At 60.5% G+C, this 23554-nt stretch carries 20 protein-coding genes, 1 tRNA gene and 1 riboswitch; of the genes, 7 read left to right on the top strand and 14 right to left on the bottom strand.

Going from position 1 to position 23554, the window contains the following annotated elements; translation table 11 throughout:
- Nucleotide 1: 1 nt before the first annotated feature.
- From ACO08A_RS14900 to ACO08A_RS14885, 4 genes are all read right to left on the bottom strand, one after another.
- Nucleotides 2-499 (bottom strand): chemotaxis protein CheW, encoded by a 498-nt coding sequence (locus ACO08A_RS14900; protein WP_421979744.1) that lies wholly within the window; start codon nucleotides 497-499, stop codon nucleotides 2-4.
- A complete protein-coding gene (locus tag ACO08A_RS14895) occupies nucleotides 496-3294 on the bottom strand; it encodes a hybrid sensor histidine kinase/response regulator (RefSeq protein ID WP_422036800.1) in 2799 nt (932 codons plus the stop codon). Before ACO08A_RS14895 ends, ACO08A_RS14900 begins: the two co-directional genes overlap by 4 nt.
- A 133-nt stretch (nucleotides 3295-3427) precedes the next feature.
- Nucleotides 3428-4072, bottom strand: a complete 645-nt coding sequence (gene chpT, locus ACO08A_RS14890) for a histidine phosphotransferase ChpT (protein ID WP_421979746.1) — start codon at nucleotides 4070-4072, stop codon at nucleotides 3428-3430.
- A gap of 209 nt (nucleotides 4073-4281) precedes the next feature.
- The gene (locus ACO08A_RS14885; protein ID WP_422036799.1) at nucleotides 4282-4707 is read right to left on the bottom strand and encodes a YHS domain-containing (seleno)protein; all 426 of its coding nucleotides are present in this window, start codon (nucleotides 4705-4707) and stop codon (nucleotides 4282-4284) included.
- A 268-nt stretch (nucleotides 4708-4975) separates the two neighbouring features.
- Here ACO08A_RS14885 and ACO08A_RS14880 point away from each other — a divergent pair, with 268 nt between their 5' ends.
- The 4 genes from ACO08A_RS14880 to ACO08A_RS14865 all read left to right on the top strand — a co-directional run bounded on the left by ACO08A_RS14880 (nucleotide 4976) and on the right by ACO08A_RS14865 (nucleotide 8784).
- Nucleotides 4976-5497 (top strand): DUF1134 domain-containing protein, encoded by a 522-nt coding sequence (locus ACO08A_RS14880; protein WP_422036798.1) that lies wholly within the window; start codon nucleotides 4976-4978, stop codon nucleotides 5495-5497.
- A 141-nt stretch (nucleotides 5498-5638) separates the two neighbouring features.
- The gene (locus ACO08A_RS14875) at nucleotides 5639-6991 is read left to right on the top strand and encodes a hypothetical protein (protein ID WP_422036797.1); all 1353 of its coding nucleotides are present in this window, start codon (nucleotides 5639-5641) and stop codon (nucleotides 6989-6991) included.
- Between the two features lie 57 nt (nucleotides 6992-7048).
- A complete protein-coding gene (locus ACO08A_RS14870; RefSeq protein WP_421979750.1) occupies nucleotides 7049-7819 on the top strand; it encodes a DeoR/GlpR family DNA-binding transcription regulator in 771 nt (256 codons plus the stop codon).
- A 149-nt stretch (nucleotides 7820-7968) separates the two neighbouring features.
- A complete protein-coding gene (locus tag ACO08A_RS14865; RefSeq protein ID WP_422036796.1) occupies nucleotides 7969-8784 on the top strand; it encodes a sulfotransferase family protein in 816 nt (271 codons plus the stop codon).
- Nucleotides 8785-8800: 16 nt separating this feature from the next.
- Here the strand turns inward: ACO08A_RS14865 and ACO08A_RS14860 are convergent.
- Together ACO08A_RS14860 and ACO08A_RS14855 are read right to left on the bottom strand one after the other, a co-directional pair.
- Nucleotides 8801-8876, bottom strand: a tRNA-Glu gene (locus ACO08A_RS14860).
- Between the two features lie 152 nt (nucleotides 8877-9028).
- Nucleotides 9029-9385, bottom strand: a complete 357-nt coding sequence (locus ACO08A_RS14855; protein ID WP_422036795.1) for a hypothetical protein — start codon at nucleotides 9383-9385, stop codon at nucleotides 9029-9031.
- Between ACO08A_RS14855 and ACO08A_RS14850 the strand changes: the two genes are divergently transcribed.
- Nucleotides 9384-10409, top strand: a complete 1026-nt coding sequence (locus ACO08A_RS14850) for an RluA family pseudouridine synthase (protein WP_422036794.1) — start codon at nucleotides 9384-9386, stop codon at nucleotides 10407-10409. The two genes, ACO08A_RS14855 and ACO08A_RS14850, sit on opposite strands and share 2 nt — an antisense overlap.
- A 176-nt stretch (nucleotides 10410-10585) precedes the next feature.
- A complete protein-coding gene (gene rpoH / locus ACO08A_RS14845; protein ID WP_422036793.1) occupies nucleotides 10586-11476 on the top strand; it encodes an RNA polymerase sigma factor RpoH in 891 nt (296 codons plus the stop codon).
- A gap of 117 nt (nucleotides 11477-11593) precedes the next feature.
- On the opposite strand, the gene ACO08A_RS14840 is transcribed toward rpoH, so the two are convergent.
- The 5 genes from ACO08A_RS14840 to ACO08A_RS14820 form a co-directional block, all read right to left on the bottom strand.
- The gene (locus ACO08A_RS14840) at nucleotides 11594-12535 is read right to left on the bottom strand and encodes an ABC transporter substrate-binding protein (RefSeq protein WP_422036792.1); all 942 of its coding nucleotides are present in this window, start codon (nucleotides 12533-12535) and stop codon (nucleotides 11594-11596) included.
- A gap of 22 nt (nucleotides 12536-12557) precedes the next feature.
- A complete protein-coding gene (locus tag ACO08A_RS14835) occupies nucleotides 12558-13313 on the bottom strand; it encodes an ABC transporter permease (protein ID WP_422036791.1) in 756 nt (251 codons plus the stop codon).
- Between the two features lie 230 nt (nucleotides 13314-13543).
- Nucleotides 13544-13650: riboswitch (TPP riboswitch) on the bottom strand.
- A gap of 71 nt (nucleotides 13651-13721) precedes the next feature.
- Nucleotides 13722-15515 (bottom strand): hypothetical protein, encoded by a 1794-nt coding sequence (locus ACO08A_RS14830; RefSeq protein WP_422036790.1) that lies wholly within the window; start codon nucleotides 15513-15515, stop codon nucleotides 13722-13724.
- Between the two features lie 245 nt (nucleotides 15516-15760).
- Entirely contained in the window at nucleotides 15761-17053 is a 1293-nt protein-coding gene (locus tag ACO08A_RS14825; protein ID WP_421979757.1) for an adenylosuccinate synthase, read from the bottom strand.
- 195 nt (nucleotides 17054-17248) lie between these two features.
- Complete coding sequence (locus tag ACO08A_RS14820; RefSeq protein WP_422036789.1) at nucleotides 17249-18520, bottom strand: MFS transporter; 1272 nt, start codon at nucleotides 18518-18520, stop codon at nucleotides 17249-17251.
- 169 nt (nucleotides 18521-18689) lie between these two features.
- On the opposite strand from ACO08A_RS14820, the gene ACO08A_RS14815 reads away from it, so the two are divergent.
- Nucleotides 18690-19601: a DMT family transporter gene (locus ACO08A_RS14815; RefSeq protein ID WP_422036788.1), complete on the top strand. Its 912-nt coding sequence runs from the start codon at nucleotides 18690-18692 to the stop codon at nucleotides 19599-19601.
- A gap of 116 nt (nucleotides 19602-19717) precedes the next feature.
- On the opposite strand, the gene serA is transcribed toward ACO08A_RS14815, so the two are convergent.
- From serA to ACO08A_RS14800, 3 genes are all read right to left on the bottom strand, one after another.
- Entirely contained in the window at nucleotides 19718-21304 is a 1587-nt protein-coding gene (gene serA, locus ACO08A_RS14810) for a phosphoglycerate dehydrogenase (protein ID WP_422036787.1), read from the bottom strand.
- A 75-nt stretch (nucleotides 21305-21379) separates the two neighbouring features.
- On the bottom strand, nucleotides 21380-22558 hold the full coding sequence (locus ACO08A_RS14805; RefSeq protein WP_422036786.1) for a phosphoserine transaminase: 1179 nt from the start codon (nucleotides 22556-22558) through the stop codon (nucleotides 21380-21382).
- Nucleotides 22559-22713: 155 nt separating this feature from the next.
- Entirely contained in the window at nucleotides 22714-23508 is a 795-nt protein-coding gene (locus ACO08A_RS14800) for an outer membrane protein (RefSeq protein WP_422036785.1), read from the bottom strand.
- Nucleotides 23509-23554 lie beyond the last annotated feature (46 nt).

The raw sequence follows: 23554 nt of genomic DNA, 5'->3' as shown, positions 1-23554 counted from the left end.
GTTACGCTGCTGCCATCGGTTCGGTAAACATCGCGCCAAGAAGACGGTCGACATCCAGGATGACCATCAGCTGACCGTCGAGGCGGTGGACACCGCCTGAAATTTCCGCCCAGCGGCGATCCAGGTTCGACGGGTTCGATTCCGCCGACGCGGCCGGAAGATTGAGGACTTCTCCGACCGTATCGATGACGAGCCCGTAGCTTTCCTGCTTGTACTCGATGCCGACCGCCATCATCTGCTCGTCTTCGAGCGGCGGCAGATGCAGACGGCGGCGCATGTTGATTGCCGTGACGATCCGGCCACGCAGGTTGAGAACACCCTGCACTTCCGGGGCCGACATCGGGACGCGCGTCACGCTCTCCGGCACGAAGACATCATGAACCTGGGAGATCGGCAGACCGAACAGCTGTCCGCCGATGACCACGGTCACATACTGGATCATGTCGCTGGCGGCGTTCTCATCCGTGTCCGCATTGAGTTTGTGTTCCAGCACACTCATGCTGCTACTCCCAGTTCATTGGAGAAGACATCTTTCAGGGCGGCAATCAGACCGGGCCGGTCGAATTTCGCGACATAATCGTCGAACCCGGCCTGGCGGCCGCGCTCGATCGACGCCGGCGTCACCAGCGATGACAGCGCGAGCATCGGGATATCGCGGAACCGCGGGTCGCGCCGCAGGGATTCGCAGAACTCGAAACCGTTGATTTCGGGCATCTCGATATCACTGACGATCGCGTGGAACTTGTCGCCGTTTTCCAGCAGCTCGAATGCCTGCTGCGGGCCGTTACACGTTGTCACGTCGTATCCTGCCGCTTTCAGAACCGGTGTCAGCATGTTGCGGAAGAAGGAGCTGTCGTCCACGAAGAGAACTTTCTTCGTCAACGCCTCGATATCCATCTCCTTGCGCATGAACCAGTCTTCGAAAGCCTGCGGGAGGTAGTAACCAAGGTCGATGATCTCGGTCGCGCGTTCCTTGACGACCGCGGAGCCGAGAATGCCCGGGCGTTCCGATCCAACCTCGATGTTCATGCGGTCTTCGACGATGTCGACGATCTCGTCGACGACCAGACCCATGGACCTGCCGGCGTCGGAGAAGACCAGCATCGGCTGGGTCCCTTCCGTCTTGTGGCAATCGCCGTCGTTGACATAGACCAGCGGCATGAGCGCGCCGCGATACTGAACGAGATCCCGGCCGTTGGAACGCTCGATCTTCGACACCTCGAATTCCTCGAGGCGCGTGACCAGCGACAGCGGCACCGCCTTGGGTTCCGGCGCACCAGCGCGGAACAGGAGCAGCGAAATCGAATTCTGTCCCGTCATTGCCTTGCGGTGCAGGTCGTCCTGCTCTTCTTCCTCGGACTCGGCGACCGAACTCGATGCGTGGCTCGCCATCGCGCCGGCAATACCGTTCGGATCGATGATCATGATCACCGAACCGTCGCCCAGAATGGTGTTTCCGGAGAACATGTTGAGGTTGCGGAGCATGGTCGACATCGGTTTGACGACGATTTCCTCCGTGTGGAAGACACCGTCCACGACCACACCGAATGTCTGGCTTCCGACCTGCATGACGACGATGAAACCGTTGTCCTCGTCGATCGCCTTGTCGACATCCTCGCCTTCATAGATGCCCAGAAGCTGGGACAGATGCACCAGCGGCAGCAACTTGTTGCGCAGGCGCAGGACCGGCGTGTCCTTGATCCGCTCGATCCGGTGTTCCGAATTGGTCTGGACGCGCACAAGCTCCACGACCGACAGCTGCGGGATGGCAAAACGGTCGCCCCCGGCCTCGACGATCAGCGTGGAAACGATCGCAAGCGTCAGCGGGATCTTGATGATGAAGCTGGAACCCTTGCCCGTCGCCGACCGCAGGTCGACGGTGCCGCCGATAAGCTCGATATTGTTGCGCACCACGTCCATGCCGACACCGCGTCCCGAGACGCTGGTGACTTCGGCGGCGGTGGAGAACCCGGCGTGGAAGATAAATTTGTGGATCTGAGAATCCGTCATCTTTTCGACTTCGGATTCCGAGGCCAGCCCGCGTTCCAGAACCTTGGCCTTCACCCTGTCGACGTCGATGCCCTTGCCGTCGTCGCGAACCTCGATGATGATGTGTCCGCCTTCATGATAGGCAGCCAGGGTGATGATGCCCTTCTCGGGCTTCCCGGCGGCGCGCCGCTCTTCCGGTCGCTCAAGGCCATGGTCGGCCGAGTTGCGGACCATGTGAGTCAGGGGATCCTTGATCATTTCAAGGACCTGACGATCAAGTTCGGTATCCGCGCCGATCATTTCCAGGTCGATCGGTTTTTCGAGTTCCTGGCTCAGGTCGCGGACGATGCGCGGCAGTTTCTGCCAGGCGTTGCCGATCGGCTGCATCCGTGTCGCCATGACACCTTCCTGCAGTTCGGCAGTCACGTTGGACAGGCGCTGCAGCGGCACCTTGAATTCGCTGTCTTCGTGCCGGCGCACGATTTCAAGAAGCTGGTTGCGCGTCAGCACAAGCTCCGAGACCATGGTCATCAGATGCTCAAGCGTATCCACCGCAACGCGGATGCTCTGGTTGGAAACCCCACCGCCGGCAGCTTTCTTCTCGCCGCCTTCGCCGCCGGCTTTTTTCGCGGCAGCTGCCTTTTTCGGCTGTTCCTTGGGTTCGGCCTTGGCGGCCGCAGGCGCCGGGGCAGGCTCTTCTGCCTCTTCGGGCGCTTCCTCGGCCTCGATGACTTCCGCTTCGGCAACCTCGACCTCGATCTCGGTCTCCTGGAAAGCGCGTTCCAGTTCGTCGAGAGAGACTTCGCCTGGCCTTAGCGGGCGTTCAAGTGTCTGCTCGGAAGCATCTTCTCCAGCCGGCTCTTCGGCTTCGGCTTCCTGGGGAGCTGCCTCGGCTTCCTCGACCGTCTCGCCGGCCATGGCTGCATCCGCCTTGGCCGACATGTTCTCAAGCTTGCCGATCAGTTCGCTGTCGTCGCCTTCCGGTTCCTCGCCCTCGGCAGCCTCGAGATCGCCGAGAATGTCCTTGATCTGGTCGATGGAGATCAGGATCAGGGACACGGCTTCCTGCGTGACCGGTGCGCCGTCGCGAAACTTGCCCATGAGCGTTTCAGCTGCATGCGCAATACCTTCAAGCCGGGGAAGACCCAAGAATCCGCAGGTGCCCTTGATGGTATGCACCAGACGGAAGATATTATCCAAAATAGTCGCGTTGTTCGGTTCCTGCTCGAATTTAACGAGCTCTACGTCAACAACATCGAGACTCTCGTTCGTCTCGGTAATAAATTCCCTGAGGAGGTCGTCCATGGCCTGCTCTCACCCGACTTGTTACTGGTTCCGCATCCTGAAACGGATGTCTGGACCGGAAAGTCCATGAGAGTAGGTTGACGGCAAAGAGTTAAGATACGCTGAAACGAGCGGACACTTTTGTCGACGTCGATCAGACCTTTGGCAGGGCCGTAATTTTTACCAATTCTTCTTGTTTATCTATTGTTAATACCATGTTCGATTCACGCGCCAGAAGCAAAGTATAGATCGGCTGAACCGAATGGGCATCGATCCGTTCGGGCTCCTCCCCGTCAAGCGTTTCCTTCATTCCGAGCGGGATACGCGGATTGAGACCGCTGGCTGACAGAGTGAAGGACGGCGACTGCGGATCACCCTCCATCTCGACCTTGATTTCGCCGCCGCGCGGGACGCACTGATTGGCGATGAGAATGAGGTTAAGCAAAAGTTTGACATAATTTTTCGGCATCAGGTGCCGGGAAACTTGCCAAACTAGATCGGATTTTTCGTTTTCCATAAAGCCTGTGGCAACAACCTGGGCATCGCCCAGGTCGATCTCGGCACCGGCGGAGCCGGCTGCGCCGAACGCAAGGCGCGCGAATTGCAGTTTCGCCGATGCCTGGCGTGCACTCTTTCGAATGAGATCCATTGCGAAATCGCGCATGTCTTCGGAGCCCTCTTCGTCAAGGACCTCAAGACCGTTCGTGATGGCGCCCACCGGGCTGATGATGTCGTGGCAGACGCGGCTGGCAACCAAAGCGGCTAGGTCCAGAGAGGAAAGCTCTTTAAGTGCTGACATGACGTTGTAAGGCTCTTCTGAAAGGGTCTAAGCGAAATGCTGATTCGCGTTGCTTTGCGCAAGCGTTACACATCCGCAAAGCCGCTGCCAAGACAACGCCGCCATGCAAACGGGATCATCCAGATGAAAGTTGCCTGTTTCCCGGATTTCAGCGGAAAAGACCGGCCTTGAGCGGAATCTGCGCTCCGAAAATTGAACGGAAAATGAGTCTATAACGCGGGCGTGCAGCCGGTGCTGCGCGCATTGGATTGTGCTTCCTTGGCCAGCTGCGCCCCGTTGGTCACAAACAGGAAGCGATTTACGACGGAATGGAAAAAGACCAGCCGGCCTTCGACGACCGCGTAGATGAAGGGATTTCCGGCCGTGGCAAATCCTTCGGACAGCGCGTACCCGCCGCAACCGGCGAACATGGGCGCATAGGTTTCCGGATTGCGTTGAAAGGCGGCCATGTTGCCTTCGTTGACAAACACCCACTCCGCGCCGCCCCAGGCGATTTCATTTTCCCTGTCGCCCTTGCGCGGGCGTCCGTCGACGAAATAGCTGACCGGGTCGTGCCCTCCGATGGCATATCCGGTAATCGGGTCAGGGACGAAAAGCTGGGGACGCGCGCCGACTTCATAGACAAAAGCACCCATAAGGGCACCCATCGCGACGGAAAGACATATCCATGTCTTTTTTTCAGGCCAGCTTTTCATCGATTCGGCTATGTAGGGTACCGAGGCTTGCGCGAATCAGTTGATTCTATTGCGATCCAGCGTACGGGCTGAGGCACTTGAAAACAATGCGCCTCATCCGGCAGATGATGAGGAGTCCCAATTAATGGCAAAAAGAGACCGGCAAGTGGCATCCCTGTTGAAAGCTGCGTTTTTGTGCTTTTGTCTGATTGCCGTACCCAACTTCGCCATGGCTCAAACGTCCGGTGCGGAACCGATCGACAGCGCCCAGACCTACGATGAAGACGAGATCCTCAAGACCGGCCACGAGTTCTTCGGCTCCGTCTCCGGCGGTCTCGCTTCTGTCATCGAACGGGCCTTTTCCAGATACGGAGAACCCAACGGTTACATTCTGGGTGAAGAAGGATCCGGAGCGTTTGTCGCCGGCGCCCGCTATGGCGAAGGTCATCTCTACACGCGCAACGCGGGAAACCACAAGGTCTTCTGGCAGGGGCCGTCACTTGGATGGGATTTTGGCGCCGACGGTGCACGGGTTATGATGCTTGTCTACAAGCTGCCGACCGTGGACTCGATCTACGACCGGTTTGCGGGTGTCAACGGGTCCGCCTATCTGGTTGGCGGTGCCGGCATGACCGTCCTGTTGCGGAACGAGACGATCCTCGTTCCCGTCAAAGCGGGTGTCGGCGCGCGCCTCGGCCTGAACATGGGCTATCTGAAATTCACGCCGAAACCGACCTGGAACCCGTTCTGATCGGCCGGTTCCACCACCTTGGACAAACAGCGGTTTGATCCTGCAGGCATTCGTCGGCTCTTGGCGAAACGGCCTGTGTCGTCTAATGATTGAATATGGAATTGGGAGAACCACCGGGAACCCGACGTGATTGAAGCGGTCATGTATATTGCACTGGGGTTTTGCGCGGCCGGCCTGATCGGTCTTGCGATACTCCCTGCCTTCTACCGAAGGGCCTCCCGATTGACCGAAGAAGCCCTGCGCGCCGTCAATCCGTCCAGTTACGCCGAGGTCAGGGCTGCGCAGGACCAGGCAAGGGCGCGCCACGCCATCGAACTCAGGCGTGTTGAACGTCAGCTTGACGGGGAACGCGCGAAAGCCGCCAAGCACCACCTGGAAGTCTCGCGCCTGCGAACGGAAATCGATGGCTTGAACCGCGGGCACAAGGCCCAGGTATCCGGGCTGGAAACCAGGCTTGGCGAACTGCACGGCGACCAGAAAGCCGTCGATCTCCTGTCCTCCGAGGTGAAAGCACTCAAGGAAAAGCTTGCGGAAACGGAATCCGCGCTTGCCGAGAGCTGGAAGACACAGGCGCCTGAAGCAGCTGCTCAGGAATTTGAAGACACGTCCGGACAAGGCACCGACTGGCTTCCCGCAGCAGGCACCATGGCGCTTGCCCAGATAACCGGACTGGAAGCGGAAGTCGCCACGCTCAAGTCGCGCTTGTCCAAGTATGAGCCGGTTGGAAGCCTGCAGGCGGACACGACGGAAAACAGCCCGCATATCTCCAGGCTTGCGGAACTGGAAGCGCAACTTGTCGACACGGAATCGAAATACGTGACGGCGCAGGCCGAAGTCACGAGGCTTTCCCTGCTGCTGGATGCCGGACAACCGCTCGACCCGCCCGGCCAGCCTGAAGAGAGCGGCGCACCTTCCGGCGAACAGTTGGAAGAAATCGACGAGTTGAAACGTGTGAATGTCCAGCAAAAGGCCGAACTCGTCGCAAAGGATCGCTCGCTGGACAGGATGGCCGGTCAGCTTGAGAAGCTTCGCAGCGATCTCGTGCAGGCGCCCGGCCTGATGGATCTCCGGCAGGAGTTCAAGGCCCTCGCCGCCCGACTTGCCGGCACCGCAACCAATCAGGCATCGGCCGGAACCGGACCGGACGCACAGGACGCAACTGCCGGCAGCAGCGATGAAACGGGGAAGAACAGGACGCGCCAGGTGGTCGTGGCAAACAGCAAATCCACCAAGCCGCGATCGATCAAGGTCAGGGCAACGAAAATTGCGCCCGGAAAGAAAACGGAAGATGCGTCCTCTGCCAAGTCCTCCGAGATCGCGACGGCCGCAGAGGCGCTTGTGAGCAGAATCGTAGCCTCCAATCGCAAGAAAGATACCCAGGAAAAAGACGCGGCGTCGGAACTTGCGCCGGACACCGACAGCAAGGCGGATACCACGCCGGAAACCGACCCCGAAGACAGACCCACCAAACAAAACAAGAAAGATGTTGCTTGACCGTCGCGATCACGGGGTTGCGCGACGTCGGATCACTCTCCTGAAAGCCTCCCCTGAATGCTGATTGAACGTCACAATGCAATACTCGAACTCGCGCGCCAGATGGGACGCGTGAGCGTTGACGATCTGGCACAACGGTTCGATGTCAGCCCGCAGACCATCCGCAAGGATCTGAACGAACTCTGCGAACGGCGCTTGCTCGCCAGAACGCATGGCGGCGCACTTTTGTCCTCGGGCATCGAGAACGTCGGCTATGAAGCCCGCCGTATCATTTCCAGCAAGGAAAAGGCGGATATCGGCGAAAGCGTCGCCGCGCTCATTCCCGATAACACCTCCATCTTCATCAATATCGGCACGACGACGGAAGCCGTGGCCCAGGCCTTGCTTCAGCACCGCGGCCTTATGGTGATCACGAACAACATCAATGTCGCCAGCCTGATGCGCGGCTACTCCCAGATCGAAGTGGTGATCGCAGGCGGTGTATTGCGTCATTCCGATGGCGGCATTGTCGGCGAGGCGGCGGTGGACTTCATGCGCCAGTTCAAGGTCGACTTCGCGGTCATCGGCGCGTCGGCGGTCGATCCGGACGGATCGCTGCTCGATTATGACTACCGCGAGGTCAAGGTGACCAAGATCATCATGGACAACGCCCGCCATGTGATTCTCGCCGCCGACAGCACGAAATTCGAGCGGACGGCGCCCGTTCGGGTCGGGCATCTTTCCCAGGTGTCTACATTCGTGACAGACTATTGTCCGGATCCGAATTTTGCGAAAATCGCCCGCGATGCGGAGGTCAAGCTGATCGAAACGGGGCAGCAGACCTTCTGATCCCCGGCGCACTGCCGTCCGGTTCGGACCGCAACGCACCGACGGGAAAGACCAGCCGGCCGGAGGACAAGCTGACCAGGGAAGAACACCCAAACGCGCAAGGAGAGCCGGCGTCCGGTCGCCTCGTTTTCCTGTTGTCGCCGATCGGCATGTCCGGGTCCAACTATCTCCGAAATCTCATCGTTGCCGCCGGACTTTGTGCAGTTCCCTCGCACCCGGTGCTGCGGCGCGAGGACTGGTTTGTTCACGGATCCGACCATCTGCAGAGCTACATTTCGGAACTCGCGCATCACTGGACGAATGCCAGCGACGGCACAAGGTCACGGGAGATCCGCGCAACAGGCAACGAGATCCTGGAAGGCTTCGGCAACGTGCTTGCAGGGCTCGCAGCGACGGGTAGCAGCAAGCGAACCATCCTGAAGACACCGAGCACCCGGAACCTGGAAAATCTGAAAATCATGTTCCCCGGCGCAAGAGTGATCTTCCTGATACGCGACGGCCGGGACACCTGCTTTTCCAGGCTCAGGGCCGGATACGAAAAGAACCTTGAGGAGAGCGTTCGCTTCTGGTCGACGAGGGTTCGGCACATGCTGCGTCACGATGAAAAGAGCCGGACCGGAGGCACCGGTGCAACGCGGCCTCTCTGGGTCCGCTACGAAGACGCCGTCGAAGCGCCGGACACCGTCCTTGACCGGATCGCCCTCTATCTGGATACCCGTCGCGACACATCCAATGATGTCGACGCGGGCCGTCTGCCGGTGTTCGGATCTTCCGAATTCGGGCATGACGAGACCGGTGACTTCGCCAAGGTCACCGTCGCGCGGCCGGATGATTTCAATCCCGTCGGCCGCTGGAAAAGCTGGCCCAGGGTGACAAGGGAAATGTTCCACGAAATTGCCGGAGACGAGCTGATCGAACTCGGCTATGAAGCCGACAACACCTGGTGCACCGCGCCGGACGGATGAATTTCCTGGAAGAGAGTGGCACGCCCAACGGGACTCGAACCCGTGTTTCCGCCGTGAAAGGGCGGCGTCCTAGACCGCTAGACGATGGGCGCGCAATGGCTCGAAACGTGTGTGCATCAAGCCGAGGTCCGTGCGTATAAGGCCGCGCGCCGAAAGACGCAACCCCTTTTTTCGCCTTCCCGTCACGGCCCCCACAATTCCTGTCAAACGGCAGCAGCCTCGACCGCTCTGCTCGCATCGCCGGCTAACGCGCAACGAAATCCGTGCGGCCGATCTGTTTTCCGCTGACGGGATCCACGCGCAGAAGAGCTGTCTTGCTTCCTTCGCGGACTAGTACGTAAACGACGCCGTCGGAGACGGTTGCCTGCAGCACCTCGGCGTCAGGACCGACAACGATCGTCGACGCGAAGGCATCCTGGGAAATATCGGTATCGTCGGTGTTGATCTTGTAGAGAATTGCTGCAAAGACAGCAAACAAGCCTGCGAACATGATCAGCGACGAACCGAATAGCAGACGCTTCAGTCTTGCCTGGATGCGTTCGGCAGCCGGATCGAGCGGCGGTTCGTTCTGGTCCTCGTCCCGTAAGTCAGGGTGTGACATGACAGATGTTTCCCATGAAGATCCGGTCGGCCCCGACACGGATTTCAGATTGACAGTAGATGCAGCCGATGCCGGGAAACGGCTGGATGCGGTTCTGGCAGCGCATCTGGACGCGCTGAGCCGCAACAGGATCCAGTCCCTCATCAAGTCCGGAGACGTCACCGTCGGCGGCGCGAAAATAGTGGAACCGAAATTCCGGGTCAATGAAGGAGATGCACTCACCTTGACGCTGCCGGAGCCGGAAGATCCCGAGCCGAAGGGCGAAAACATTCCGATCAAGGTCGTCTACGAGGACGAACATCTCATCGTCGTCGACAAACCTGCCGGGCTTGTCGTCCATCCGGGCGCTGGAAACTGGACGGGCACGCTCGTCAACGCGCTGATCCATCATTGCGGTGACAGCCTGTCCGGTATAGGCGGCGTCCGCCGGCCGGGGATCGTGCACCGGATCGACAAGGACACATCGGGCCTGCTGGTGGTGGCGAAAACCGATCAGGCCCACAAGGGCCTCGCCGACCAGTTTGCCGATCATGGCCGCAGCGGCCCCCTTGAGCGGGCCTATTCCGCGATCGTCTGGGGCGCCCCTGCCAGCCTGAAAGGCACGATCAACGCCAACCTGGCCCGTTCCCAGAGCAACAGGCAGAAAATGGCGGTGGTCAAGACCAGCGGCCGGCATGCCGTCACTCACTGGCAGGTCAAGGAGCGCTTCAGCCCCGCCGAACAGGCGGACCTCGCCTCACTGATGGAATGCCGGCTGGAAACAGGCCGCACCCATCAGATCCGCGTTCACATGGCACATATCGGACATCCCCTGATCGGCGACGAGGATTACGGCTCCGGTTTCAAGACCAAGATCAATCGGCTCCAAGGCCCTCTCAAATCCGTCGTATCCGGGTTCAAAAGGCAGGCACTTCATGCCGGATTGCTGGCATTCGAGCATCCGGCAAGCGGTGAAACCCTGCGCTTTGGGAGCCCTTATCCTGCTGATTTTGAAGAACTTTTGACTTCGTTACGAAAATTTTAGGATGGATTTGCGCGAACCTGCCATGCAATCGGCAATTTCCAACCTATATTAGACTCTCTTGTGTGCCTTTAACGGACACGATTCTGCGTCCGCCTTTCCTCTGACATGGAGTGCTTGCGTAAACCGGAGCAGCTGGAGGCAGGGAGGATGCGACATGACGAAAGGGGGTGCATGATATGGCCCAAAACGTACCGACGCTCACAGCCGGGGAAGGTGGCCTCAGCCGCTACCTGGACGAGATTCGCAAGTTTCCCATGCTGCAGCCGCAGGAAGAGTACATGCTCGCCAAGCGCTACAAGGAGCATGAAGACCCTGAAGCTGCGGAACGCCTCGTAAATTCTCACCTTCGACTGGTTGCCAAGATAGCCATGGGCTATCGCGGTTACGGCTTGCCGATCGGCGAAGTCGTGTCGGAAGGCAATGTCGGCCTGATGCAGGCGGTCAAGCGTTTCGAGCCCGACAAGGGGTTCCGCTTGGCAACCTACGCCATGTGGTGGATCAAGGCGGCCATCCAGGAATACATCCTGAGATCCTGGTCACTGGTGAAAATGGGCACGACTGCCAACCAGAAGCGCCTGTTCTTCAACCTGCGGCGCCTGAAAGGCAAGATCCAGGCTCTCGATGAGGGCGATCTGAAGCCGCATCAGGTCAAGGAGATTGCCACGCGCCTTGGTGTTTCCGAGGAAGAAGTGGTGTCCATGAACCGTCGTCTCGGCGGCGATGCCAGCCTCAACGCACCGGTGCGCGCCGAAGCCGACGCCGGCGAATGGCAGGATTGGCTCGTGGATGAAAGCGACAGTCAGGAAACCCTGCTGGCCAACCAGGAAGAGCTGGACATGCGCCGCAAGCTTCTGAGCGATGCCATGGATGTCCTCAACGAGCGCGAACGCCGCATCTTCGAAGCCCGCCGCCTGTCGGAAGACCCGATGACGCTGGAAGATCTTTCCGGTGAGTTCGGTGTCAGCCGCGAGCGAGTGCGCCAGATCGAGGTGCGGGCCTTCGAAAAGGTTCAAAAGGCGGTGCGCAACAACGCACGGGCACAGGAGCACCAGCAGCCTGTCGCCTGACGGCAGCACGAAGGCAACAATGACAAAAAAACGCCGGGGCAAAGCCCCGGCGTTTTTGTTTGTGGCGGCGATTGCAGGCCGGTCAGGTGAGTGACCGGACGTCCCGCGGCCCGCGTGTCATCTGATCTCGACCGCGTAGGTCTCCACCGGAACCACCTTGCTGATGAGCCCCGCCTCCGCCATGAATTCGGCAAAGCGCTGATAACGGCCTTCGTCCAGGCTTGCGGGACGCTTGGCAAACCGCGGCAGCGTATCCGCCCAGGCGCGCCGGTTCAGTTCGTCGTTCAGTTCCGGATAGGCCTCGATGAAGGCATCCCAGGCATCGTCGGGATGGTTCGTCAGGTAGACCGTGGCAGCCTCGATGGCTGCGAGGAATTTCGCGAAACGCGGATCGTCCGTCTTGTCCTTGTTCACGACATAGATGAGCTCATCAAAGATTGGCACGCCGTTTTCTTCCGGAAAGAACGCGACGCCCTTTTTTCCCTCGATTTCAAGCTGCGTAAGCACGAAATTGCGGTATGCGCCGATCACGGCATCCACCTGCCCGGACATGAGCGCCGGCGACAGCGAGAAATTGACGTTGATCAGTTCGACGTCATCGACACTCAGGTCGACCGATTTCAGCATTTGTCCGAGCATTGCGTCCTCGAATCCCGAAACCGAATACCCGATTGTCTTGCCCTTGAGATCCTCAAGCGTCTTGATCGGACCGTCTTCCAGCACGATCAGCGAATTCAGCGGCGTCTCGACCAGCGTGCCGATCCAGGCAACCGGCAGGCCTTCCTCGATCTGCGCATGCAATGTGGGTTGATAGGAAATCGCGATATCGCCCTGCCCGGCCGCAACCAGCTTTGGGGGCATTGCGGGATCGGCAGGCTCGATCAGCTCGACCTCCAGACCCTCTGCCTCGAAAAACCCTTTCGTCTGCGCGGTGATGACCGGCGCGTGGTCCGGGTTGGTGAACCAGTCGAGCAGAACGGTCAGCTTGTCCGCGGCGTGGACCGGAGTGGTTGCAAGCAGGCCGGCCGCAAGAGCCAGGGACAGGACTTTGTTTTTCATTCATTCCTCCAGGAAAAGGCAGTCAGTTTTCGACCTGCCATGGGACAATCATCCGGGCAAACGCGTCAGCCGCGGCCCGGAGCAGAAGAACCATCACCGCCAGCAGAATGAGGGCCGCGAAAGTTTCATCGGTTTTCACGCGGGCATTGCTGTGCAGCATGACAAAGGCAAGCCCTCCCTTCGCGCCCACCCATTCGCCGACGATCGCCCCGATCGGGGCAAAGACTGCCGCGATGCGGATACCCGAAGCGAGCGCTGGCAGGGCGGCGGGAAGGCGCAGCATCCAAAGTTCGGAAAGACGGGGCAGCCGGTACAGGCGGGCAAGGTCGACCAGGCCCGGGTCCATCCGGCGCAGACCGTCATACATGGTTGAAGTCACGGCGAAGAAAATCACCAGGACAGCCATGACGATCTTGGAGGCCAGGCCCCAGCCTAGCCACAGCACCAGGATCGGCGCGATCGCGAAAACGGGAAGGGATTGCGTCACCAGGATCAAAGGCAGCAGCGCGGGGCGTGTCACGGGAAACGTCCAGAGCAGAATGGCACTGAACGCCCCGGCCAGAACCCCCAGCACGAGCCCCAGAACCGTCTCGTAAGCGGTAATGCCGGCGTGATGCAGGAAGAAGTCCGGCTTCGACGCGAAGGCGGACCAGACCCGCTCCGGGCCGGGCAGCATGTAGGGTTCTATGTTCAGCGTCCGGACGAGCAGCGCCCACAGCGCAATGCAGATGACCAGACCGACGGCCGCCTTGGCGCTTGAGAAAACAAAGGCCTTCATGTTCCGGCGCCTTCCGAAGGAGCCGGAACATCAGCGTCTGCATCAACGGCCAGGTACTGACAAAATGCCAGATCTGAACACATCAAAGGATCTCCCGTCCGGGAACCGGCGCTTCTCGCATTGCATCTGACGCGAGATTTTCCGACCCCTGGACCGCCTCGGACAGGCACACGATCCGACACGATCATGCTTCCGCCGACACGGCCGAAATTGACATTGGAGATCCGGGAATAGGCTAAGGATTCCGTCCCTTCGCCGGCATGACCCGGATCAGGTTCTAAGGGTTCGGCGCCACGCCATCTCAGTTCCGGAAACCGGAACACCCCTCGGACCAAGACGGACCATGCCTTGCCCGGGAGAAAAAGGCAAGCCGTCAAACAGCAGATTTAGAGAACTAGGGTACGGACCCTATCCCGCTTGCCAGGCGGCAACGGCCCGTTCCACGGCGTCCGAGCCATCCGCACCCTTTTCCAGGGTCAGAATGCCGCGCTTGCCGTTCTCGTAGAGCATCGGGATATCGATCCAGCCGCGTTCCCGCAGAAGGTTCAGGTTACGCAACTGCTCGTTCGGAAGATTCGACAGGGCAATCCAGAAAAAGCCCGGCTGCACCTTGACGGACGCACCGATCAGGGCGTCGCCGCGCGCTTCCTCGGTCGGTTTCATCACCAGGCCGGGAACATTCACGACATCGCCGGCAGCAAAGCTTTCCGGGAAATCATACTTGATCTCGACCAAGTGGCTGGCCGGAAGCGAGGTGTCTTCATTCGGCTTGATGCGAATGTCGACCTTCACATCACGCTCCGGAATGTCGATCGAAGCGGTCAGGACCGATTGCTGCTGACCGTCGAGATCGGTCTCTTCGGCAACGCCCCAGACAACGGCACCTTGAGAAGCGGTTCCTGCGCCGCCGGCGTCTTCGCCTTCCTCATAAAGGATCGAGCGCTGTGCACCATCGCCCGCAGGAGCTGCCGAAGACGGCGCCGGAGCAGCCTGCTGCTGCGTATCCACCGCCGCCACATCGCTCTGTTGAGGCGCTTGCGCAGCCTCGGTTCCCTGGCCGGATGGCACGGCGGCCTCCGGCTGCACCGGCACGGGTTGCACAAGCGCTGGAACCTGCTGGTTTCCTGCGGTGATCGCGGGTTCGGCCGGAGCCGGTACGGGCTCGTTGGTTTGCGGATTGATCGTCGTTGTCGTCACTGTACGCGCATCGGGCGCAATCACTTCTTCATCGCCGCCGTCAAGCAGGCGATCGGTGTTCTTGGTACCCGAGTCCGGATCCGACTCTGCGACCGGAGCCGGTTCGGATGTCGATACGCCGGTCTGGGATGTATCCGTTGACTGGGTTTCGGTTGTACCGGCCTCTTCCCGATTGATCGAAATCAGATTGTCGAGCGGGAGAAAGAAATAGGCACCGGCACCCAGCAGGACCACCAGCGCGACGACCGCCAGCGAGATCGGCACGACGCGGCTGGAAGACGAACCACCCTTCAGCGCGTCGGATGCACGCGGCCGCTCGCGCTTCGGGCGGGTCCTGGGTTCCGGCTCTCCATCCGGTCCGTCCGCATAAAGCGGCGGTTCGTCGGAAGCGGTCACGTCGCCCGTGTTGTCGGACACCGGTTGATCTGCGGGCGCCTCATCCGAAAAGACCGGCTCCTGGCGCGGCTCTGGAACCGGTGGCGCGGCGCTGGCTTCCGTCGTCTCGACCGCTTCCTTCGCGTTCTGGACAGCCTGGTTGGCAGCCGAGCCGAGGGATTCGGCTTCCGACAAGGTCTCCTTCAACGGAGAGGGAATATCTTCCGCGCCAGCAGCGTCGGCCGCCGCTTCGGGTACGCCGGCGGACGGCTCGGACGGAACGTCGGGTTCTGCTTCCACGGGCGCGGACGGCTCAGTCGCTGCCGGTTCCGCTTCGACCGGCGCAGTTTCCGGTGTTTCCACCGGCGGAGGCGTTGCGGGAGCAGCGGCGACGGCCGCCGGTGTCAGACCGAGGCTTTCACGCGCAGCTTCCGCCTCGACCTTCCGGATCGCCTCTTCGAGCCGCAGCTGTTCGGCGGTGATCTCGGATGGAGACAGGGGTGGTTCGTAGGCCTTCAACTGGTTGACGATGGCATTGCGTGCACGGCTGTAGACGCTCCGGCGCGCGGCACCGTTGCTTTCGGGCAAAGACGCGATTGTTTTCTTCAGTATTGAATAGTAATCAGCCATCTTCCTGCCTACCGGCCACGTGCATGAATCATTCCCGCCAGCCCAATCACTTCAGGCTTATAGCAAGTTTTTGAAGACCGGTGCCAACTCTTCATACTTGCATGAACTGAAAACCATGCTCGGCTTTATTCTATCACAGTCTAAAGGACGCATTTCGACGATGCGTCCAAGCACTCGTTTCTTGCGAATGGTGATTCGCAGTTTTGTCTCAGCCAATTGATATTGACCGCGTTCAACCTCAGATCTCAATCCTGGAAAGGATTCTGCACAAGAATTGTGTCATCTCTTTCCGGGCTGGTGGACAGCAGCGCGACCGGTGCACCGATCAGTTCCTCGACGTGACGCACATACTTGATGGCCTGCGCGGGCAGCTCCCCCCATGTCCGGGCACCTTCGGTGGATTCCTTCCAGCCGGGAAGCGTTTCATAGATCGGAATGACGCGTTCCTGGGCGCCTTGCGAGGCCGGAAGATAGTCGATCCGTTCACCGTCCAGATCGTAGCCGATACAGATCTTGATCTCGTCAAGGCCGTCGAGAACGTCCAGCTTCGTCAGGGCGATCCCATTGATGCCGGAGGTGCATACGGTCTGGCGCACCAGAACGGCATCGAACCAGCCGCAGCGCCGGCGCCGGCCGGTCACGGTTCCGAATTCATGGCCGCGGGTGCCGAGAAACTCCCCGACCTCGTTTTGTTGTTCCGTCGGGAAAGGCCCCTCGCCCACACGCGTCGTATATGCCTTGGTGATCCCGAGGACGAAATCGACGGAACCAGGCCCGAGGCCGCAACCGGTCGCCGCCTGGCCTGCGACGGTGTTCGAAGACGTCACGAAGGGGTAGGTGCCGTGATCGATGTCGAGAAGGGCGCCTTGCGCGCCTTCGAAGAGGATCCGCTTGCCCTTGCGGCGCAGGTCGTCGAGCAGGTACCAGACCTTGTCCATGTAGGGCAGAACCTTGTCCGCGACGCTCGCGAGTTCGTCGTAGATCGCCTGGGCCGACACTTCGTCCTGGCCCAGTCCGCGGCGAAGCGCGTTGTGGTGGGTCAGCAGGCGGTCGATCTTTGCCGGCAGCGTGGTCAGGTTCTTCAGATCCATCAGCCGGATCGCGCGGCGGCCGACCTTGTCTTCGTAAGCCGGGCCGATGCCACGCTTGGTCGTGCCGATCCGGGTGCCGGTGTTCGAGTTTTCGCGCAGCGCATCCAATTCCCTGTGGAGCGACAGGATAAGTGTTGCGTTTTCCGCGACACGCAGGGTCTCCGGTGTGACGACGACGCCCTGCCCGGCCAGCCGTTCCACCTCTTCGGCAAGGGCGTGCGGGTCGAGCACGACACCGTTGCCGATGACGGAAAGCTTCCCGGGACGAGCGACGCCCGACGGCAACAGGGACAGTTTGTAGCTGACACCATCGATGACGAGCGTATGCCCGGCATTGTGACCGCCCTGGAACCTCACGATGACATCAGCCTGCTCCGACAGCCAGTCGACAATCTTGCCTTTGCCTTCGTCACCCCATTGCGAACCGACAACAACCACATTCGCCATCTAGTCTTTGCTCTCCTGAAAGCAGATCTGCACCCCCGGAGCTGGTCCGGTGCGCCAACACGACAAGCCCCGGCAACCGGACCGGGGCAAACGGCGCGGACTATAGACAGGTTTGTGCGAGCATGCGAGTCCGCGCGCGCAGTTTATGACGTGCCGGGATGCATTTAGACACTGCTTATAAACGCATCTTTGGCGTCATTTGGGCGCAGAGCCGTTTTCGTCGGACTTTTCGCCCCGCGCCAGCCGGTTAATCATCGGCGATGTTCTCAGCAACCAGACGAAACGGCGCCTCTGATCGGCCGGAACCGCGTCACGGCGGAACATGCGCACAATGATGAACAGAACCAGCATGAGATGCAGCGTTGCCGTATAGACGAAGAAGGAAGCCGGCCCGAAAGCGCCCATGAGAAGGGAGGCGACGAAGGGTCCGATCATCGCCCCGGTGCCGAAGGCGAGCATGATCCCGGCGGCAACATCGATGAACTGGCCGGGTTTGGCGTGGTCATTGCCGTGCGCAGCCGAGAGCGAATAGAGCGGCAGCGCGAATCCGCCGAACAGGAAGACGCCGATGAACAAGTCGGTCTGCGTCATCGACCGCGCGATGAAAAGGCACGCGGCGCCTGCACCAACCGTGAAGGTGATCAGAACGAACCTTCTGTCGACCCGGTCCGAAACCCACCCGGCCGGATACTGGAAAATCGCGCCTGCAAAAACCCAGATTGCGATGAACGCCGCAACCGTCTCGAGCCCGAGACCGATACTCTCAGCATAAATCGGGCCGATCATGCGAAACGCACCATTCGTTAGGCCAATGGTGAATATGCCGACAATGGCGACCGGGGAAACCTGCCACAGCATCAGGGGATTGACGAGCCTTGCGGGTGGCGCGGGCGGGTTGCCGCCACGCGCGAGCGAAATCGGTACGACCGCGAAACAGAACAGAACGGCGAGAACCATCAGGATGTCGGAACCGGATGCCCCGAAAACCGGAAGGATGAATTGTCCGCCCATGACCGCGCCCAGGTCGACGATCCGGTAGATTGAAAGAATGCGTCCGCGCGACGTATTGGAGGCAATCGAGTTGAGCCAGCTTTCCAGCACCATCGCCGTCCCGCAGAAGGCCGCTCCGCTGACGAATCGTGCGAGCATCCACGGCCATCCGGCGGGTGCGAAGGCAAGTGCGAGGACGGCGATCGCGCTGATGGAGGCAAGCGCGGCGAAGACCCGGATATGGCCTGCCCGGGCAATCAGGAACGGAGCAAGCAGAACGCCGGAAATGAGCCCGGCGAAGTAGAGCGACCCCAGAAGACCGATGCTTGTGTCCGGAAGCCCCTCGACACGTGCGCGCACGGCGATCATCGTCATGGACAAGCCGTTGGCGCCCAGCAGGCAGGCCGCCGCGATCAGCAACGGATACAGCCGCCCGGCCTGTGCCGGGCTCTCGGAGGATCGATCGGTCTGCGTCATGGGAAAGAAGGTTCCTGAAGCTGCCGGGACCGGCAGGAGACATCCGACTACATTGCCGAACTGAGATCATTGCGCAAGCCGCTCCTCCGGGATCGGCTCGTTTTTCGGGTGTCTGCCGGCGCACCATCGTGATAACCGGGGAGCAGATCAACCGGGAATGATAAATCAGATGTCACTTCGAAACTGGGTCATGCTGGCAATTCTGGGCGCCATCTGGGGCGGATCTTTCCTGTTTGCGAAGGTCGCCGTTGCCGAAATTCCGCCCTTCGTTCTCGTGTTCCTGCGCGTATCCAGCGCCTGCGCCGTCCTGCTCGTCGTCCTCTGGCATCAGAACCTGCTTGGACAGTTGAAGCCGGGCCTGGCCGTGCCCTTCCTGCTCATGGGCCTTCTCAACAATGCCATACCCTTTTCGCTGCTGTTTCTCGGCCAGACGGAAATCGGTGCAGGACTTGCCTCGATCCTGAACGCGACGACACCCATTTTCACCGTGATCGTCGCCGGGCTGCTGACCGGGCAGGAAAGCCTGCCGCTGAACAAGATCGCCGGCGTTCTCCTCGGCGTCGCCGGCGTTGCAATCATGCTGTCGAGCAGCCTGTCCGGTGTTGCCAATGATCCCGTCTGGGCACAGCTGAGCTGTCTCGGAGCGGCCGTCTCCTATGCCTGCGCGGCCACCTATGCCCGTCGCTTCAAGGGAATCCGCCCCCAGGTTTCCGCAGCCGGTCAGTTGCTTGGATCGAGCCTGATCATGCTGCCGGTCGCACTTTACTTCGGAACCGGCTGGAGCATCGCCGAAACGAGCCTGACGGCCTGGGCCAATGTGGCCGCCCTCGGCATCATTGCGACCGCACTTGCCTACCTGATCTATTTTCAGCTGCTTGGCGATGCCGGTGCCACCAACGCCTCGCTCGTGACGCTGATCGTTCCGGCCAGCGCCCTGCTGTTCGGATGGCTTATCCTGGGGGAAAACCTCAGTGCTCTTCAGCTGGCCGGCTTCGCGGTTCTCCTGATCGGCCTTGTCGCTCTGGACGGCCGGGTGTTCCGCCGGCCGAAACCGGCATCTGCCGGTGGCGACGGGACCTGACGCAGCCTTCGCTCCTGCCACTTCATTTTCCTGCGGTATGCCCTGCAGGAAAAGCACGCGGGACAAGGCCCTCTCCGGGCCTTGTCACCAAGACGGCCTTAGATAGCGCACAGTGGCTAGAACCTCAGGTCTTTCACCTGCTTGACGTGCGAAACCGCTTCCAGCCGCTTCATGACCGCGGTATCGACCTTTCCATCCACTTCCACGAGACAGATCGCATCGGCGCCCGGGGCCTGCCGGCCGAGATTGAACGTCGCGATGTTGACACCGCTGTTGCCCAGTTCCATGCCGAGCTGACCGATGAAACCCGGCTTGTCCTCATTGGTGATGTAAAGCATGTGCTCGCCGAGTTCGGCTTCCATGTTGATGCCCTTCACCTGAATGATGCGCGGCTTTCCGTCGGCAAAAACAGTCCCGGCAACCGAGCGTTCCTGCCGTTCGGTGATGACCGTCAGGCGAATGTAGGTCTCGTAGGCACCCTGCTTGTCGCGGCGGATTTCTTCCACCTTGATACCGCGGTCCTTTGCCAGGATCGGCGCTGAAACCATGTTCACCGTCTGCAGCAGCGGCGTCAAAAGACCGGTGATGGCCGCCGCTGTAAGGGCCTGGACGTTCATCTCACCGACGGCACCCGCATATTCGATCTTGACGCCCTCGATGCCGGTCTCGGTCAGTTGGCCCGCAAACGACCCGAGCTGTTCGGCAAGACGCACGAAAGGCGCGAGCTTGGGCGCTTCCTCGGCGGAGATCGAGGGCATGTTGAGCGCATTGCGCACGGCGCCTTCCAGCAGATAGTCGCACATCTGCTCGGCAACCTGCAGCGCCACGTTCTCCTGGGCCTCGGACGTGGATGCGCCGAGATGCGGGGTGGATACGAAATTCGGCGCTCCGAACAGGATGTTGTCGCGCGCGGGCTCATCCACGAAGACATCGAACGCGGCACCGGCGAGCTTGCCCTCGTCGAGGGCCTGTCTGACAGCCGCCTCGTCCGCGAGACCGCCACGGGCACAATTGACCAGGTAGGCGCCGGTCCGCATTTTCGAAATCGCGTCGGCGTTGATGATGTTGCGCGTCTTGTCGGTCAGGGGTGTGTGCAGGGTGATGACATCGGAGCGGGCAAACAGATCGTCCAGCTCCACCTTTTCCACCCCCAGAGAAACGGCGCGTTCCGGTGTGAGGAACGGGTCGAAGGCGACGACTTTCATCTTGAGGCCGATCGCCCGGTCAGCGACGATCGATCCGATGTTGCCGCAACCGACCAGGCCGAGCGTCTTGCCGGTGAGCTCGCGCCCCATGAAGCGGGACTTTTCCCACTTCCCAGCCTGCGTGGACGCATCGGCCGCCGGGATCTGGCGCGCCACGGCCATCATCATCGAGATCGCGTGTTCGGCCGTCGTGATGGCGTTGCCGAACGGGGTGTTCATCACGATGATGCCGCGGGCCGTCGCCTTGGGGATGTCGACATTGTCGACACCGATACCGGCCCGGCCGACGACCTTGAGATTGTCGGCGGCTGCGATGATCTTTTCGGTCACCTTGGTCGCGGACCGGATCGCCAGCCCGTCATACTGACCGATGATCTCCAGCAGTTTTTCCTTGTCCTTGCCGACATCCGGCAGGAAATCGACATCCAGGCCGCGGTCCCTGAAGATCTGTACGGCGGCGGGTGAAAGCTTGTCGGAAATAAGTACCTTGGGAGCCATGTTGACGTCTCCTTGAATGCAAAGGTGTGCCGGACGGCGCGCCGCCCGGATGGTCTGTCATGATTGGAGACGTGCTCAGGCTGCCTGAGACAGGTTCGCCTTTTCGCTTGCATGCGCCCAGTCGAGCCATGCGGTCAGCGCCCTCAGATCGTCTGCCTCGATCGTTGCACCGGCCCAGATCCTGAGGCCCGACGGGGCATCGCGGTAGGCACCGATATCGAAGGCGACCCCTTCGCGGTCGAGACAGGCCGCCACCGACTTGGCAAAGGCGGCTTGTCCCTGGTCGTCGAGGGCGAGAATGTCGGGATCGGTGATCTTCAGGCACACCGAGGTGTTGGAGAGCGTCGCCGGATCGGAAGCCAGGAATTCGGCCCAGGCGGACTGACCCACCCAATCGGCCAGAACCTTGAGGTTTGCATCGGCCCGGCCTCTCAGCGCGGAAAGCCCGCCTATGCCGTCGGCCCAGTTCAGCGCATCGATATAGTCCTCGACGCAGAGCATCGACGGCGTGTTGATCGTTTCGCCTCTGAACACGCCCTCGATCAGCTTTCCACCCTTGGTCAGGCGGAAGATTTTCGGCATCGGCCAGGCCGGCGTATGGGTTTCGAGGCGCTCCACCGCGCGCGGGCTCAGGATCAGCACACCATGTGCGGCTTCCCCGCCCAGCACCTTCTGCCAGGAGAAGGTCACCACATCGAGCTTGTCGAACGGCAGCTCCTGCGCAAAGGCTGCCGACGTGGCATCGCAGATCGTCAGCCCCTGCCGGTCGGCGGGAATCCAGTCGCCGTTGGGGACACGAACACCGGACGTGGTGCCGTTCCAGGTGAACACGACATCCTTGGAAAAATCGACGGACGCGAGGTCGGGCAGCTCACCGTAGGCAGCCTCCAGAACCCTTGCGTCCTCAAGCTTCAGTTGCTTGACCACATCCGTGACCCAGCCCTTGCCGAAGCTTTCCCAGGCCAGCATCTCGACACCGCGCGCGCCGAGCATCGACCACAGCGCCATTTCAACGGCACCGGTATCCGATGCGGGCACGATACCGATCCTGTAGTCCTCTGGGACCTCCAGCACCTTGCGGGTGAGATCTATCGCTTCGGCAAGCTTCGCCTTGCCGGGCTTGGCCCGGTGCGAACGGCCGAGCGGTGCATCGGCAAGCCCTTCCAGCGACCAGCCGGGTCGCTTGGAGCAGGGTCCGGATGAAAAATGGGGATTGGCCGGACGCATGTCCGGCTTTACGGCAAGCTCTGTCATATCTGTCTACCCTCGCAGATAGTTGCCCCTCGTTGGGGAGGGGTGTCCCACCTGCGGGAATAGAACGTTCCGCCGCCGGGGTCAATTCACTTCCCGGTCAAACGCAAAATGGCCGGTCTGACGGACCGGCCATTGCAGCTTCGAAGCGACCTGAATCAGAAATTGCTGCTGATCGGGCCCTTGTCGTAGATGATCGGTGCCGGAGCATGCGTCGTGTTGAAGGTGTAGCGTGCGCCGAGACGGAACTCGTGCGCGGACAGATCTTCATACTCGATGCGCGAGGTCTGGCCTGCGGTGGTGAAGGTCTTGGACTGGGCGTCGCCGATATTCAGGTAGCGATAGCCGCCATCAAGCGCGAAGTTCTGCGTGATGTCGTAGCTGGCACCTGCCATCAGCGCCCAGGCAAAATTCCACTTGCCATCGCTCTCATAGGTACCGGTCGAACCGTCCGGGTTGCGGAAATTGATATCGCTTGTCGACACGTAGGACGCACCGATACCGGCACCGACATAAGGCGTGAACCGGTTCCAGGTGGCGATATCGACATAGCCGTTGACCATGAACGTCCAGACGTCGATGTCCGCTTTCTCGACCGAGTATCCGGGCGATCCGCACACGCTGCTACAATCGGCTTTCGCGCTGACTTCGGTCGGGAATTCGTAGTCGATCGTCAGATCCGTGCGGAAGTGGTTGTTCCACTTGTAACCGACACCGGCGCCGATCATGAAGGTTCCGTCCATTTCCTCGTCGAAGAAATCGATCGTGCCGTATTTGATGTCGGGGGCCTGATAGATCTTGTATCCGATATCACCGCGCAGGTACCAGCCACCGACGGCAGGCACTTCCGGGATATGTTCGATGACCGGGGTCGGCAGATCCGCGGCAAAACCAGTTGTGGAAAGCGCGACTGCAAAGCCGGTCAAAGACAAACGCTTGAAAAATGATTTCATGTCCTCGTCCTCTTCCAGTGAGCGTCCGCTTTATGATTGCCGGACA

Origin of the sequence: Roseibium sp. (assembly GCF_965232425.1) — a bacterium.
In the GTDB taxonomy this organism is placed as follows: domain Bacteria; phylum Pseudomonadota; class Alphaproteobacteria; order Rhizobiales; family Stappiaceae; genus Roseibium.
This window is presented reverse-complemented; position numbering and strand designations above follow the sequence as displayed.

Excerpts from the sequence above, each read along its gene's own strand:
- ACO08A_RS14900 (WP_421979744.1), bottom strand. The coding sequence starts at position 499 with ATGAGTGTGCTGGAACACAAACTCAATGCGGACACGGATGAGAACGCC.
- ACO08A_RS14895 (WP_422036800.1), bottom strand. The coding sequence starts at position 3,294 with ATGGACGACCTCCTCAGGGAATTTATTACCGAGACGAACGAGAGTCTC.
- chpT (WP_421979746.1), bottom strand. The coding sequence starts at position 4,072 with ATGTCAGCACTTAAAGAGCTTTCCTCTCTGGACCTAGCCGCTTTGGTT.
- ACO08A_RS14885 (WP_422036799.1), bottom strand. The coding sequence starts at position 4,707 with ATGGGTGCTTTTGTCTATGAAGTCGGCGCGCGTCCCCAGCTTTTCGTC.
- ACO08A_RS14880 (WP_422036798.1), top strand. The coding sequence starts at position 4,976 with ATGGCTCAAACGTCCGGTGCGGAACCGATCGACAGCGCCCAGACCTAC.
- ACO08A_RS14875 (WP_422036797.1), top strand. The coding sequence starts at position 5,639 with ATGTATATTGCACTGGGGTTTTGCGCGGCCGGCCTGATCGGTCTTGCG.
- ACO08A_RS14870 (WP_421979750.1), top strand. The coding sequence starts at position 7,049 with ATGCTGATTGAACGTCACAATGCAATACTCGAACTCGCGCGCCAGATG.
- ACO08A_RS14865 (WP_422036796.1), top strand. The coding sequence starts at position 7,969 with ATGTCCGGGTCCAACTATCTCCGAAATCTCATCGTTGCCGCCGGACTT.
- ACO08A_RS14850 (WP_422036794.1), top strand. The coding sequence starts at position 9,384 with ATGACAGATGTTTCCCATGAAGATCCGGTCGGCCCCGACACGGATTTC.
- ACO08A_RS14855 (WP_422036795.1), bottom strand. The coding sequence starts at position 9,385 with ATGTCACACCCTGACTTACGGGACGAGGACCAGAACGAACCGCCGCTC.
- rpoH (WP_422036793.1), top strand. The coding sequence starts at position 10,586 with ATGGCCCAAAACGTACCGACGCTCACAGCCGGGGAAGGTGGCCTCAGC.
- ACO08A_RS14840 (WP_422036792.1), bottom strand. The coding sequence starts at position 12,535 with ATGAAAAACAAAGTCCTGTCCCTGGCTCTTGCGGCCGGCCTGCTTGCA.
- ACO08A_RS14835 (WP_422036791.1), bottom strand. The coding sequence starts at position 13,313 with ATGAAGGCCTTTGTTTTCTCAAGCGCCAAGGCGGCCGTCGGTCTGGTC.
- ACO08A_RS14830 (WP_422036790.1), bottom strand. The coding sequence starts at position 15,515 with ATGGCTGATTACTATTCAATACTGAAGAAAACAATCGCGTCTTTGCCC.
- ACO08A_RS14825 (WP_421979757.1), bottom strand. The coding sequence starts at position 17,053 with ATGGCGAATGTGGTTGTTGTCGGTTCGCAATGGGGTGACGAAGGCAAA.
- ACO08A_RS14820 (WP_422036789.1), bottom strand. The coding sequence starts at position 18,520 with ATGACGCAGACCGATCGATCCTCCGAGAGCCCGGCACAGGCCGGGCGG.
- ACO08A_RS14815 (WP_422036788.1), top strand. The coding sequence starts at position 18,690 with ATGTCACTTCGAAACTGGGTCATGCTGGCAATTCTGGGCGCCATCTGG.
- serA (WP_422036787.1), bottom strand. The coding sequence starts at position 21,304 with ATGGCTCCCAAGGTACTTATTTCCGACAAGCTTTCACCCGCCGCCGTA.
- ACO08A_RS14805 (WP_422036786.1), bottom strand. The coding sequence starts at position 22,558 with ATGACAGAGCTTGCCGTAAAGCCGGACATGCGTCCGGCCAATCCCCAT.
- ACO08A_RS14800 (WP_422036785.1), bottom strand. The coding sequence starts at position 23,508 with ATGAAATCATTTTTCAAGCGTTTGTCTTTGACCGGCTTTGCAGTCGCG.